Source organism: Comamonas sediminis, assembly GCF_041107495.1.
In the GTDB taxonomy this organism is placed as follows: Bacteria; Pseudomonadota; Gammaproteobacteria; order Burkholderiales; family Burkholderiaceae_C; genus Comamonas; species Comamonas sediminis.
This window is the reverse complement of sequence record NZ_JBGBDC010000002.1, coordinates 217,720-230,995: the sequence shown is the minus strand read 5'-3', so window position 1 is coordinate 230,995 and position 13,276 is coordinate 217,720. Positions and strand designations below refer to the sequence as shown.

The following is a 13,276-nucleotide window of genomic DNA, read 5'->3' as shown; positions in this document are numbered from 1 at the left end:
ACCGCAAAGAAAAAGCCGGCAATGCCGGCTTTTTTGCGTGTGCGCTGCGCTATCAACTGCGGTCGGTGCGCGCCATATGGTTCTCCAGCGCCCGCAGGCCCAGGGTCAGCATGAAGGTCATCAGCCAGTAAGCCAGCGCAACGGCCAGGTAAGGCTCCCAGTAGCGGCCATAGGCACCGGCCACGGTGCGCGCGGCATAGGCCATCTCGGCCAGGCCAATGGCGGAGACCAGCGAGGTGTCCTTGAGCAGCGAGATCATGTTGTTGCCCAGCGGAGGCAGCATGCGGCGGAAAGCCTGCGGAATCACCACATAGCGCATCATCTGGCCATGCGTCATGCCCAGCGACATGCCCGCCTGCTTCTGGCCAATTGCGATCGACTGGATACCGGCGCGGAACACCTCGGAGATGTAGGCCGCCGAGTTGAGCGTCAACGCCACGACACCGGACATCAGCGCGCCATGGTCCTGCTTGAGCGTGCGTGCCAGGTCACCGCTGATGATCAGCCCGTTGACCGGGTGCACAAACAACGGCATCACCGCAAAATGCATCAGCAGGATCTGCACGAACAGCGGCGTGCCCCGGAAGAAGCTGACATAGGCCGTCGAGGGCCAGCGCAGCAGGTATTTGCACACCCCCTTCCAGGGCTGATGGCGGGTGTCGGCCAGGCGTGCGAGCGCGAGCATCAGGCCCAGCGCGCAACCCATGATCACACAGGCCACCGTCATGCCGACGGTGACCATCGCGCCCTGCCAAAACATCTGCTTGTATTCCACCAGGATGTCGGGGCGGAACCAGCCGAACCACTCTACGGGGGTGTTGTTGTCCATCAATCAATTCTTTCAAACAAAATGACGGCCAACGGGCCGTCATTGCAGCGGATGTCGCGGCGGCCTTACTGAGGCTTGTAGTCCTGGTTGAACCACTTCTTGTAGATCACGTTGTAGCTGCCATCGGCGCGGATGGCGGCCAGGCCGGCGTTGATCTTCTCCTGCAAGGCCTTGTCGCCCTTGCGCACGACGATGCCGAAATGCTCCTTGGGGAAGCTGGCATCATCCACGGTCTTCAGTGCGGGATACTGGGAGACGCGGTAGGCGATGACGCCGTTGTCGCCAATGGCGGCATCGACGCCGCCGGCCGCCAGCTCGGAGATGATCAGCGGCGTGCTCTCGAAGCGGCGGATATTGGGGCTGGTCTTGCCAACTTCACGGCTCAATACATCGTCCCCAGTCGAGCCGCTGACCACCGAGACCTTCTTGTCCTTGAGGTCCTTGAGCGAAGCCACCGCGCTGTCCTTGGGCACCGCGATCAGCTGGCGGGCGTCAAAGTACGGCTGCGAGAAGTCAAAACTCTGCTTGCGCTTGTCGTTGATGGTCACGCCGGAGATGACAAAGTCCACATCGCCATTGTTGAGCGATGCGAAGATGCTGCTGAAAGGCGTGTTGACGATGCGCAGCTTCATGCCTTGCTGCTTGGCAATGGCGTTGACGATGTCGATGTCAAAACCGACGATCTGCTTGTCCTTGTTCTCGAATGCAAAGGGTGCGTAGGTGGCGCTGGAGGCCACCACCAGATCACGGCCCTGCGCTTGCGCGGCACCGCCGGCCAACACCGAGACCGCTGCAGCGCCCACGGCCAGCGCAAATTTTTTGTTCCACATACCCCAACCTTTAGCAACATAAGCTCATACAAGCGGCCGATTATACGTAAACGCTTGCAGACAGCGGCGGCGAACGCACGGTGGCCAGCGCGGCTCTGCCGTTGCGCACAAGCGGGGCCGCCCGCATGCCAAGGGGATTGCGCAAGCCGATGCGCTGCGCTGCCCCAGAACGGACCGCCAGAGCGACACGGAATCGCCAAAAAGCCACTACCATGAATCCCTTCGACGCCTCTGCCACCTGACGACCATGAACGCCTCTGTCCACGCCACCCCCCTCCCCACGTTTGACGATGTGCAAGCGGCTGCCCAGCGCCTGCAAGGCGTGGCCCACCGCACGCCGGTGATGCGCTCATCCACCCTCGACAAATTGACGGGCGCAGAGTTCTTCTTCAAATGCGAGAACTACCAGCGCATGGGTGCCTTCAAGTTCCGGGGCGGCTACAACGCGCTGGCCCGCTTCTCGCCCGAGCAGGCGCAGCGCGGCGCGCTGGCTTTCTCCTCGGGCAACCATGCGCAGGCCATCGCCCTGTCTGCCCGCATTCTGGGCATGCCCGCAGCCATCGTGATGCCCGAAGACGCCCCGGCCGCCAAACTGGATGCGACCCGCGGCTACGGTGCCGAGGTCATCACCTATGACCGCTTTACCGAGGACCGTGAAGCGATCAGCCAGCGCATTGCCCAGGAGCGCGGCATGACGCTGGTGCCCCCCTACAACCATGCCGATGTGCTCGCCGGCCAAGGCACCAGCGCGATGGAGCTGTTCCAGGACGTGCCCCAGCTCGACTACCTGTTTGTCTGCCTGGGGGGTGGCGGCCTGCTGTCGGGCTGCCTGCTGTCGGCCAAGGCCATGGCGCCCCAGTGCAAGGTCTACGGCGTGGAGCCAGAGGCCGGCAACGATGCCCAGCAATCGCTGCGCAAGGGCGAGATCGTCAAGATCGCCACACCCCGCACCATTGCCGATGGCGCACAGACCCAGGCACTGGGCGATCTGACCTATGCCATCATCCGCCGCGATGTGACCGACATCGTCACCGCCAGCGACCCGCAGCTGGTGGACAGCATGCGTTTTTATGCCGAGCGCATGAAGATGGTGGTCGAGCCCACCGGCGCGCTGAGCCTGGCAGGCGCACGCTTTGGCGGTGTCGATCTGCAGGGCGCCCGCGTGGGCGTGCTGATCAGCGGCGGCAATGTGGACCTGGGCCGCTACGCGCAATTGCTGGGGGCTGCATGAGGGGCCATGCACCACGCAAAAGCCTCACCATTCGGTAAATATATTCGCAGGCCGCGCACGCCTTCGGGCCTGCGCTGCTACCATTGCGGCCAAAAATGACATTGGCAACTACCATGAGCACCGTTCACCTCATCGACCACCCGCTGGTCCAGCACAAACTCACGCTGATGCGCCGCAAGGAAGCATCCACCAACAGCTTCCGCCGCATGCTCGGCGAGCTGTCCACCCTGATGGCCTACGAGATCACGCGCGACTTCCCGCTGCAGGACCTCGAGATCGAAACCCCGATGGAAAAGATGGTCGGCAAGGTCATCGACGGCAAGAAACTGGCGCTGGTCTCCATCCTGCGCGCCGGCAATGGCTTTCTCGACGGCATGCTCAACGTGGTGCCCGGCGCCCGCATTGGCCACATCGGCCTGTACCGTGACCCTGAAACCCTGCAGCCGGTCGAGTACTACTTCAAGATGCCCGACAACATGGGCGAGCGCGATGTGATCGTCGTGGACCCAATGCTCGCCACCGGCAACTCGGCCGCCGCCGCCGTGCAGCAACTCAAGGACAAGTGCCAGCCCAAGTCGATCAAGTTCATGTGCCTGCTGGCCGCGCCTGAAGGCATCAAGACCATGCAGGCCGCCCACCCCGATGTGGACATCTACACGGCTGCCGTGGACCGCCAGCTCAACGACCACGGCTACATCCTGCCGGGCCTGGGCGACGCGGGCGACCGCATTTTCGGCACCAAGTAAGCCCAGCCCCACGGCATGCCCACCACGCGCTGGGCATGCCAGACGCCGCAGCCTGCCCGCCAGTGTCTGCGCGTAAGACAAAATCTCACATACAGCGCACGGCGACTTTGGTTAAATGGCGTCCAGAGCATCTCCGTCTGGAGGCCCCACCATGAGCTACCACTTGCTGGTTTTTGCGCCCGCCGCTGCACCCAGGGAACCCGCGGCCTTTGGGCTCTGGTTCCAGGCGCAGACCGAATGGCCAGAGCACCATGACTACGAGGACCCAGCGGTTGCCACGTTGTCGCTCAAGGCCTGGTGCCTGGACATGATGCAGCGCTTTCCGCCGCGCAGTGGCCCCTACCGCGAAGAACTCCCCCCCGACGACAAGAGTCTGCTGGCCGACTACAGCATTGGCCGCAATATTGTTTTTGTCGCGGTGCAGCCAGCGCAGGCCGGTGCCGCGCTGGAGGCGGCCCGGGAGTTGGCCGCTCGGCACTGCGTCGGCTTGTACGAGGCCAGTGCATCACCGGCGGCTGTGCGCCTGCCCGACGGCAACAATGGCCTGCAGGCGGCGTTTGACTCCAGGCCGGTGATGGGCTGAGCCACCGCTGGCCTCACTCGCCGTCGCGGGCCTTGAGCACCATGCTGTTGCCCGAGATGCTGACATCAAAATAGCGCAGAAAATTCTGGCCCAGCAGCGCATCGCGTGCGCTCTCTCCGGTGTAGCCCGTGCCCACCCGCAAGCCGTTGACGGCCAGCGGCCCCACCTCAATCCGTTCTGCCCGGCTCATCATGCCCTGGCGCACACCATTGGCCGTCTGAAAGCTGATGGGCACGCCCTCGCCCAGATTGGCACGCTCGGCCACCGCATCGGTGATGCTGATCAGGCTGGCGCCCGTATCCACCATGAACTGCACCGGCACCCCGTTGACCGAGCCCGCCACACGGAAATGGCCATCGCGGTCGCGGGGAATCTCCAGCACGCCATGGGCCATGACCTTGCCCTCGCTGGGCTTGCGATAGACCTCGGTGACGAGGTAGATGGCGAACATCACCCCGATCCAGATGGCCAGCAGCATCCAGGTGGTGCGGCGGTTGGCTTCAGGCGGGGTGCGCTGCGGCCCCGGGGACCCTGTGGGCCCGGGTGCACCGGTCCAGGATGGTGGCAGAGCGGCGCCTGCGGACTGTGCAGCGGCAGAAGAATCGGGGCGTCGGGTGCGTAATCGGCTCATGGATCAGGGTTTTTCGCCTACGCAAGCAAACTGTGCGGCGGCCGGAGACAAAGCATAAATCATACTGGCATGGGCCAGGCCACGCTGCTGCACTGTGTGCTGGCGCTTGCAGCGCTTTATTCGTCGCAGGCCACTGCCGCCAGGCGGACAGGCCCAGCGCCTCGGGCGGGTGCCGTCTGGGTTAGGATGGCCGCCAGTTACCACCTTGCCCAGTTTTTCATGACCATCGACCGCCGCCACCTGCTGCACTCCCTCGCGGGCTTTGCCGCAGCCACCGTCCTGCCTGCGGGCTGGACCAGCGCCCATGCTGCCCCGACCCATTGGCCTAGCAAGCCCCTGCGTTTTATCGTTGGCTACCCGGCCGGCTCCTCGCCCGACATGCAGGCGCGCATGATCGCGCAGCCGCTGGCACAGATCCTGGGCCAGCCGGTGGTGGTCGACAACCGGCCCGGTGCCAGCGGCAATATCGGTGCGGACCAGGTGGCCCGCGCGACCGACGACCACAGCTTTGGCATTGTCGGCAACGGCCCGCTGACCTCGTCGCAGGCGCTGTATGCCAAGCTGCCCTACGACCCGGTGAAGGATTTTGCGCCGCTGGCCCTGGTGGGTGTCTCGCCCCTGGCCTGGGTGGTGCCCGCCAGCGCCGGCGCACAAACCGACAAGGCGCTCGCAAGCCTGCGCCAAAAGGGCAATGCGGCCAGCTACGGCTCCACGGGCCTGGGATCCGGCGGCCACCTGGGCATGGAGCTGCTGAAGGACGCGCTGCACTTCGATGCCGTGCATATCCCGTTTACCGGCGCTCCCGGTGTCGTCTCCGCACTGATGGGTGGCCAGCTCGATTGCGCGCTGCTGCCCATCTCGTCGGTGCTGCCGCTGGTGCAAAGCGGCAAACTGGCGGCGCTGGCCGTCACCTCGGCCCAGCGCACGCAACTGATGCCGCAGACGCCCTCGATGCGCGAGATCGGTGCCCAGGATGTGAATATCGAAGTCTGGAACGCGCTGATGGCCCCGGCCAGCATGCCTGCCGCCATCCGCACCCCGTTGAGCGACGCGCTGCTGAAGGTGCTCAACACCGCCGATATCCGCGATCAACTGCTGCGCCAGGCCTGGACCCTGGACGATGCATCGCCGACCGCACTGCAAACCCGCATCAGCAGTGACCGCAAGATGTACAACGCCCTGATCGCGAAAAAGAAGCTGCAGCTGGAGTGATTTCCGCGCTGCGCCAACAACCAGGGCCCTCGCAGGGCCCTTTTCTGTGCATCCAACGGCTTTAGCGGCGAACCTGCAAGGCACCCGGATTGACGATGTTCGACGGCCGGCCCTTGATGAAGTTGACCACGTTGTCAAAGGCCACGCCGAAGTACTGCTCGTAGCTGTCCTGCTCGACATAGCCGATATGGGGGGTGCAAATGCAGTTCTCCAGCCGCAGCAACGCATGGCCCTGCAGGATTGGCTCGCTCTCGAACACGTCCACCGCTGCAATACCGGGGCGTCCCCGGTTGAGCGCCGCAATCAGCGCATCGGGCTGCACAAGCTCGGCCCGAGAGGTGTTGACGAAAGTGGCCGACGGCTTCATCTGTGCCAAATCCTCAAAACTGATGCAGCCCTTGGTCTGCTCGCTCAGGCGCAAGTGCACGGTCAGCATATCGCTGTTGGCAAAGAAGAACTGCTTGCTCGACGCCACCTTGTGGCCGTCCGACAGCGCCTTGGCACGCGAGGCATCGCTGCCCCAGACCAGCACATCCATGCCAAAGGCCTTGCCAAAACCGGCAACCAGCTGGCCAATGCGGCCGTAACCCCAAATGCCCAAGGTGCGGCCACGCAAAACCGTACCCAGGCCAAAATTGGGCGGCATATTGGCAGCCTTGAAACCCGACTGCTGCCAGGCGCCATGCTTGAGGTTGGAGATGTACTGCGGCAGCCGGCGCGCAGCGGCCATGATCAACGCCCAGGTCAGCTCGGCAGGCGCGACCGGCGACCCCACACCCTCGGCCACGGCCACGCCGCGCTCGGTGCAGGCTGTCAGATCCACATGGGAGCCGATGCGCCCCGTCTGGGCAATCAGCTTGAGCCGGGGGAGCTTGTCGAGCAGCAGGCGGTTGATATGTGTGCGCTCGCGGATCAGCACGATGATGTCCGCATCCTTGAGGCGCACCGACAACTGGCCCAAGCCCTTGACGGTGTTGGTATAGACCTTGGCCGAATAGGCGTCGAGAACAGACGCGCACTGCAGTTTGCGCACCGCATCCTGATAATCGTCCAAGATCACAATATTCATAGGAAGGACCATTCTCGTTGTATGCCCGCCAGGCGGCCTTGCCCCACGCATGCCACCTGTACCCACCAGCCCGCCGGCAGCGGAAATCAGCAGGAAACCGATTTCCAAGCACAGGCCAGCCCCGCATCAGCTATGAACATCATAGCACTGAATAATTCTGCGTCTTAGTCAGGCAATCAGGCAAGCAGCCAAGGCCCTGCTCTGCAGCGGCTGGGCAACACAGTGGGCCTGCCGTCGCAGGATCGCGGCCCGCCATGCTCCAACACCCCCCGGGCTTGTCATCGCCCGGACCCTCTACCGCGTTAGGTAGGCGGTGTCCGACATCGCCAAACTGTTGCTTTCCACGCAAAAGATGATGCCAGACACCCAGCAGCCCTAGCGTTGGCACTGGTCAAGCGCTATAACAATTGCTTATCTCTTAGTTTTGTCGGTCGATACCACTATGACGAATTTGGTCGCCTCCTCCCGCAGCCGTTGCCCGCAACAAATGTTCGCGCAAACCATGCAGGAGTGGGGAGGAGCGGATGACCTCTGGGTTTTTGCCTACGGCTCGCTGATCTGGCGCCCGGAGTTTGAATTTCTGGAGTGCCGCCACGCCAGGGTCTTTGGCTGGCACCGCGCGCTCAAGATGTGGAGCCACATCAACCGCGGCACGCCGGAATGCCCTGGCCTGGTGTTTGGCATGTTCTCGGGCGGCAGCTGCCGGGGTATGGCGTTTCGCATTGCCCGCCAGCATGTGCCGGAAATGATGCCACGGCTGTGGCAGCGCGAGATGGCGACCGATTCCTATGACCCCAAGTGGCTCGACTGCCAGACCGACGACGGCCCCGTCAAAGCGCTGGCTTTCACGTTGTCCAAGTCCAGCCCGCGCTGCACCGGCACCTTGAGCGAAGAGGACTACCGCCGCATCTTTGCCCAGTCCTGCGGTATCTACGGCACGACCTTGGACTATGCCGAATCCACCTATACGGCCCTCAAAAACCGAGGCATTCAGGACCGGGCGCTGGAGCGGCTGCTGCGCCTGTCCGCTTCGCGCTCCGGCGCAGGCCAGGACGTTCGAGGCCAGCAGCGCCTCAACACTGAGCGCTCTGCCGCCTGACCTCCAAGCGACCGCTGCACCCCTGCGCCTGGCGTTAGGGTACTCGGCGTTCCGGCGCCCCCTATCAGACGCAGAAAAACAAACACCCCGCCTTCCCTGAGCCAGACGGCATCGGAAGCGAGGTGCATGTTGAGGCGGGTGGACAGTCTTTCGACCATCCAGGGGGGGCCGGAAGGCTCCGCGCCCTATTCGCAAGTAACGGCTCCATCAAGGAGCCGTTTACTGGGGTAGCTTGCCGAGTTCAGCATCACGGCAAGCACGATAAAAAGTTACTGGCGCCAGTGCTTAGCGCTTGCGATCACGTTCGTCTTCTGGCCAGATGCTGAAAACATTTGCGGTGGTCATGTGAACAATCTCCTAAAGATGGTTGTTCAACGCCGGGGCCTAAGACGCGGTTGACAGCAGGCTCCATAAATTTGAATGTTTACGCATTGTTTACCTTTCAACATTTAACCCATGAAAAACAACAATGAAAAATGTATCAAAAGCTTGATTCAGGCTACATTTTCAGAGATTTATTGATATATATCATGGACTTAAATCGCAAATATAGAAAGTAACTTAAATTAACAGCAACGCCCTTCAATGACCGTTAAATATTGCATTTCGTCGTAATATCGACATATTTTAGGTCATTTCGATCTTAAATTATCTATTATTTCGCCATTTCGACATAAGTACGGACGAAAAATCGACTGCACCGCCACCCTCACCGCTGCTTACAGAAGCGCTGCCGAGCGCATGCATTCAACGCACAATCACCTGTTTTTGCGGGTTCCAGCCATGGTTCAGCGGGCCATGGCCCTGGCCGGTATGCACGTCGGCACCCGACGCGATGGCGCCCAGGATGTACTGCCGCGCCAGGCTGACGGCCTGCGGCAGTGGCTGCCCAAGGGCCAGTTGGCAGGCAATGGCCGACGACAAGGTGCATCCGGTGCCATGGCCGTTATGGGTGTGGATGCGGGTGGAGGCCAGACGAAGGCGCTCGCCGTCGGCCGTGGCCAGCAGGTCCACGACCTCATCGCCGGGCAAATGGCCGCCCTTGATCAGCACCGCCTTGGCGCCCAGCGCCAGCAAGTCCTGCGCGGCCTGTTCCAGCTGATCGGCGTGTTCCAGGCGGCGCCCCAGCAGCAAACCCGCCTCGTCCAGGTTGGGGGTGATGAGCGCAGCGCGGGGAAACAGCTCCCGCACCAGTTCACCTACCGTTGCCTCGGCAATCAGCCGATCTCCGCTGGTAGCGACCATCACCGGATCCAGCACCACATGGGGCAAGGCATAGCGGTCAATCGCAGCGGCAACGACGGCCACAATCTCGGGCGCGTGCAGCATGCCGATCTTGACCGCATCGCAGCCAATGTCCTCGAGCACGGCGTCCAGTTGCTCCTGCAGGAAAGCCGGCGGCACGCCATGGATGGAGCGCACGCCCTGTGTGTTTTGCGCCGTCAGCGCCGTGATCGCGGTCATGCCAAAGCAGCCCAGCGCCGACATGGTCTTCAGATCTGCCTGGATACCGGCCCCGCCGCCGCTGTCGGAACCCGCAATCGACAGCACCCGTGCATAGCGCGGCAGGGAGACGGGAGAAGAAGGATTCAGTGAGGCCATGGCAGCAGTCCAAAAACAATGCCGGGCAACACTGGCCCGGCCTGGCCAAAATTATCCACGATTGTGACGACGGCTTGACGCAGGCCCATGCCCCCGGCGCAACGCTGTGTTGTAATGCAGCCTGAGACGAAACAGGGGTGTCCCTGCAGCAGTTTGGCTGCAGCGCGACTGAGATCAGACCCTGGAGCGAGCCACCACGGCAGCGCTCCGCAACCCGATCCAGGTCATGCTGGCGTGGGGAGTTTTCGGCAGCTGCGCGCACTGTTTTGTCTATTGCCAAGCACAAAACATGTCTTCTCACCCATTGATTTCTCCCCAAGCCCGCATCGCCATCCTGGGCGGTGGTTTGCTGGGCCGGCTGATGGCGCTGGAGCTGTCGGGCCGGGGATTGTCCATCGACCTGTACGACCGGGGCGGCCCGGAAGCCGAACATGCCGCTGCGCGCGTGGCCGCCGCGATGCTCGCGCCCCTGGCCGAATCGGCCGTGACCGAGCATGGCGTCGTGCGCATGGGCCAGTATGGGCTGCAGCGCTGGCCGCAGCTGCTTGCACAGCTCGATACGCCGGTGTTTTTGCAACAGGCTGGCACCATGGTGGTCTGGCACCGCCAGGATGCGCCTGAAGCGCAGCGCTTCCGCGGCATTTTGCAGCGCACCCAGGCGGCCATCCCCGACCTGCCGCCTTTGCAAACGCTGAGCGGCCCCCAGATCGCCGAGCTGGAGCCAGCGCTGGCAGGGCATTTCCAGGCCGCCTACTACCTGCCCGGCGAGGGGCAGCTGGACAACCGCCAGCTGCTGGCCGCACTGGTGCCTGCGCTGCAGGCCCGGGGCGTGCGCCTGCACTGGCACCAGGCGCGCGGGCTCGATGACTTTGCGCCCGGCGAGCAGGGCCAGCCCGACCTGCTGATCGACACGCGTGGCCTGGGTGCCAAACCGCAGTGGAGCCAGTTGCGCGGCGTGCGCGGCGAAGTGCTGCGCGTGCATGCCCCTGAAGTGCAACTGCGCCGCCCCACGCGCCTGATGCATCCGCGCTACCCGATCTATATTGCACCCAAGCAGGACCACCATTTCGTCATCGGCGCGACGGAGATCGAGTCCGACGACATGTCACCGGCCAGCGTGCGCTCTGCCATGGAGCTGCTCAGCGCGGCCTACACCGTGCACAGCGGCTTTGCCGAGGCGCGCATCCTGGAGATCAACACCCAGTGCCGCCCGACTTTGCCCGATAATCTGCCAGCCATCCGCCAGGTACGCCCCCGGGTGCTGGAGATCAATGGCCTGTACCGGCACGGCTTCATGATCTCGCCCGCCGTGCTGGACTGCGCGGTCGAGCTGCTGCTGACCGGCCAAGCCCCGCTGGCCACACGTTTTGACATGGATGTGCGCCTGCTCGCGGCCGCCTGATGGACCGCAGCCCTATGATGAGCCTAGAACGATGACGATACAGATTCTCTTGAACAACCAGGCCACGGCCTTGCCCGAAGGCGCCACCATTGCCGTGGCGCTGGCCCAGCTGCAGCCGCGTCCGCCGTTTGCGGTCGCCGTCAATACCGAATTCGTGCCCAAGGGCCAGTACGACAGCCGCCAGCTGCACGCAGGCGACAAACTGGAAGTCATCTCGCCGGTCACCGGCGGTTAGGCTGCCCAGCGCCCTCCGCGCGGGCCGACACCTTCCGCGCCCCTGTACCGCATTTACCAAGGCCTTTGCCATGAACGCCCTTTCCTCTTCCGAAGACGCGCTGGTGCTGTATGGCCAGCGTTTTCAAAGCCGCTTGCTGCTGGGCACCTCGCGCTATCCATCGCCTGCCGTGCTGGAAGCGGCCGTCGCCCGCGCCCAGCCGGCCATGGTGACCGCATCGCTGCGCCGCCAGGGCAGCAATGCCGCCGAGACCGGCAGTGACTTCTGGGCGCTGCTCAAGCGTCTGAATGTGCCGGTGCTGCCCAACACCGCCGGATGCATGCGCCTGCAAGAGGCCATCACCACGGCCCAGATGGCGCGCGAGGTGTTTGAGACACCCTGGATCAAGCTGGAACTGATTGGCGACGACTACACCCTGCAACCCGACACCCTGAACCTGGTGGAAGCCGCATCCATCCTGATCAAGGACGGTTTCCAGGTGCTGCCCTACTGCACCGAGGACCTGGTGCTCTGCCAGCGCCTGGTCGATGTGGGCTGCCAGGCCGTGATGCCCTGGGCAGCGCCGATCGGCACCGGCCGTGGACCCGTCAACCCCTATGCGATGCAAACCTTGCGCGAGCGCCTGGATGTGCCGCTGATCTGCGATGCAGGCCTGGGGCTGCCCAGCCATGCCTGCCAGGTCATGGAATGGGGTTTTGACGGTGTGCTGCTGAACACGGCCGTCGCCTTGTCGCAAGACCCGGTCGCGATGGCCGGCGCCTTTGCCGATGCCACCGCCGCAGGCCACGCCGCCTACCGCGCCGGCGCGATGCAAGCACAGGACATGGCCCAACCCAGCACGCCGGTGCTGGGCACGCCGTTCTGGCACCAGAGCCACTGAGAGACCGAGCCGATGCACGCTACCCCCATCGCCACCCAGATTGCGCAGGCGATTACCGCCGCCCACCAGGCCGCGTTTGCCAGCTTTCCGCCCCAACCTGCGCCTGCGCTGCCCGCAGAGCGTCAGCAGGATGCCGTTTATGCCGGCGCCCTGGCCGCTTGCAGCACGCTGGGCTTTATCGCCATCGATGCCGAATGCCTGGCCAGCGCCTGGAGCGCGCAGAGCACACGCACTGGCCGGTTCGACGCGCAGGCCTGGCCCACGCAAGCGGCCGATTTTGGCCTGGTGACCGGCGGCGGCCCCCAGGCCTTTGCGGCCTGTCCCCAGCAGTTGGGCCTGTATGCGGTACTGCCAACGGCCGAATGGGTCGGCCGCATGGCCCGCGCCGGCGTGCCCACCGTGCAGCTGCGCTTCAAGTCCGACGATGCCCAGGCCATTGATGCAGAAATCGCAGCTGCTGTCGCCACAGTGGCGGGGACTGGCGCCCTGCTCTTTATCAACGACCACTGGCGCCAGGCCATTGCCGCTGGCAGCTATGGCGTGCATCTGGGCCAGGAAGACCTGGATGCGCTGAGCGCCGCCGAGCTGGCTGAACTACGTGCCAGCGGCGTGCGCCTGGGTGTCAGCACCCATGGCTATGCCGAAATGGTGCGTGCCAGCCAGGCGCAGCCCAGCTATATCGCGATGGGAGCGGTCTTCCCGACAACCCTGAAGAAAATGGCCACCGTTCCGCAAGGCCTGGCGCGCCTGGAGCGCTATGCCGCGTTGACGCGCAGCTACCCCCAGGTCGCCATTGGCGGGATTTCGGCAGCGGAGTTTCCGCAGGTGCGCGAGAGCGGCGTCGGATCGATCGCGGTGGTGCGTGCCATCGTCAACGCGGACGACCCGGAGGCGGCTGCCGCCGACTTGATGGCGCTGATGGGTTAA

The 13,276-nt window shown here is 63.8% G+C and carries 14 protein-coding genes; 9 read left to right on the top strand and 5 right to left on the bottom strand.

What is annotated here, in order from left to right; translation table 11 throughout:
• Positions 1–52: 52 nt before the first annotated feature.
• Positions 53–829 (bottom strand): amino acid ABC transporter permease, encoded by a 777-nt coding sequence (locus tag AB7A72_RS05305; protein ID WP_312462833.1) that lies wholly within the window; start codon positions 827–829, stop codon positions 53–55.
• A 65-nt stretch (positions 830–894) separates the two neighbouring features.
• Complete coding sequence (locus AB7A72_RS05300) at positions 895–1,659, bottom strand: basic amino acid ABC transporter substrate-binding protein (RefSeq protein ID WP_239812059.1); 765 nt, start codon at positions 1,657–1,659, stop codon at positions 895–897.
• Positions 1,660–1,906: 247 nt separating this feature from the next.
• Between AB7A72_RS05300 and AB7A72_RS05295 the strand changes: the two genes are divergently transcribed.
• From AB7A72_RS05295 to AB7A72_RS05285, 3 genes are all read left to right on the top strand, one after another.
• Complete coding sequence (locus AB7A72_RS05295) at positions 1,907–2,890, top strand: threo-3-hydroxy-L-aspartate ammonia-lyase (RefSeq protein WP_369459246.1); 984 nt, start codon at positions 1,907–1,909, stop codon at positions 2,888–2,890.
• Between the two features lie 113 nt (positions 2,891–3,003).
• Positions 3,004–3,636, top strand: a complete 633-nt coding sequence (gene upp, locus AB7A72_RS05290) for a uracil phosphoribosyltransferase (protein ID WP_021028434.1) — start codon at positions 3,004–3,006, stop codon at positions 3,634–3,636.
• 151 nt (positions 3,637–3,787) lie between these two features.
• Positions 3,788–4,219, top strand: a complete 432-nt coding sequence (locus AB7A72_RS05285) for a hypothetical protein (protein ID WP_312462842.1) — start codon at positions 3,788–3,790, stop codon at positions 4,217–4,219.
• A gap of 13 nt (positions 4,220–4,232) precedes the next feature.
• Here the strand turns inward: AB7A72_RS05285 and AB7A72_RS05280 are convergent, their stop codons facing one another.
• The gene (locus tag AB7A72_RS05280) at positions 4,233–4,850 is read right to left on the bottom strand and encodes a retropepsin-like aspartic protease family protein (RefSeq protein ID WP_312836361.1); all 618 of its coding nucleotides are present in this window, start codon (positions 4,848–4,850) and stop codon (positions 4,233–4,235) included.
• A gap of 219 nt (positions 4,851–5,069) precedes the next feature.
• On the opposite strand from AB7A72_RS05280, the gene AB7A72_RS05275 reads away from it, so the two are divergent.
• A complete protein-coding gene (locus AB7A72_RS05275; RefSeq protein WP_239812063.1) occupies positions 5,070–6,062 on the top strand; it encodes a Bug family tripartite tricarboxylate transporter substrate binding protein in 993 nt (330 codons plus the stop codon).
• Positions 6,063–6,123: 61 nt separating this feature from the next.
• Here the strand turns inward: AB7A72_RS05275 and AB7A72_RS05270 are convergent, their stop codons facing one another.
• Entirely contained in the window at positions 6,124–7,131 is a 1,008-nt protein-coding gene (locus AB7A72_RS05270) for a D-2-hydroxyacid dehydrogenase family protein (RefSeq protein WP_239812064.1), read from the bottom strand.
• A gap of 442 nt (positions 7,132–7,573) precedes the next feature.
• Here AB7A72_RS05270 and AB7A72_RS05265 point away from each other — a divergent pair, with 442 nt between their 5' ends.
• Positions 7,574–8,230 (top strand): gamma-glutamylcyclotransferase, encoded by a 657-nt coding sequence (locus AB7A72_RS05265; RefSeq protein WP_312462848.1) that lies wholly within the window; start codon positions 7,574–7,576, stop codon positions 8,228–8,230.
• A gap of 747 nt (positions 8,231–8,977) precedes the next feature.
• Here the strand turns inward: AB7A72_RS05265 and thiD are convergent.
• Positions 8,978–9,832, bottom strand: a complete 855-nt coding sequence (gene thiD, locus AB7A72_RS05260; protein ID WP_312409165.1) for a bifunctional hydroxymethylpyrimidine kinase/phosphomethylpyrimidine kinase — start codon at positions 9,830–9,832, stop codon at positions 8,978–8,980.
• 289 nt (positions 9,833–10,121) lie between these two features.
• On the opposite strand from thiD, the gene AB7A72_RS05255 reads away from it, so the two are divergent.
• From AB7A72_RS05255 to AB7A72_RS05240, 4 genes are all read left to right on the top strand, one after another.
• Positions 10,122–11,234, top strand: coding sequence for an FAD-dependent oxidoreductase (locus AB7A72_RS05255; RefSeq protein ID WP_369459245.1), 1,113 nt, complete (start codon positions 10,122–10,124; stop codon positions 11,232–11,234).
• Positions 11,235–11,271: 37 nt separating this feature from the next.
• Complete coding sequence (gene thiS / locus AB7A72_RS05250; protein WP_133857360.1) at positions 11,272–11,469, top strand: sulfur carrier protein ThiS; 198 nt, start codon at positions 11,272–11,274, stop codon at positions 11,467–11,469.
• Between the two features lie 70 nt (positions 11,470–11,539).
• The gene (locus AB7A72_RS05245) at positions 11,540–12,349 is read left to right on the top strand and encodes a thiazole synthase (RefSeq protein WP_369459244.1); all 810 of its coding nucleotides are present in this window, start codon (positions 11,540–11,542) and stop codon (positions 12,347–12,349) included.
• 12 nt (positions 12,350–12,361) lie between these two features.
• The gene (locus tag AB7A72_RS05240) at positions 12,362–13,276 is read left to right on the top strand and encodes a thiamine phosphate synthase (protein ID WP_369459243.1); all 915 of its coding nucleotides are present in this window, start codon (positions 12,362–12,364) and stop codon (positions 13,274–13,276) included.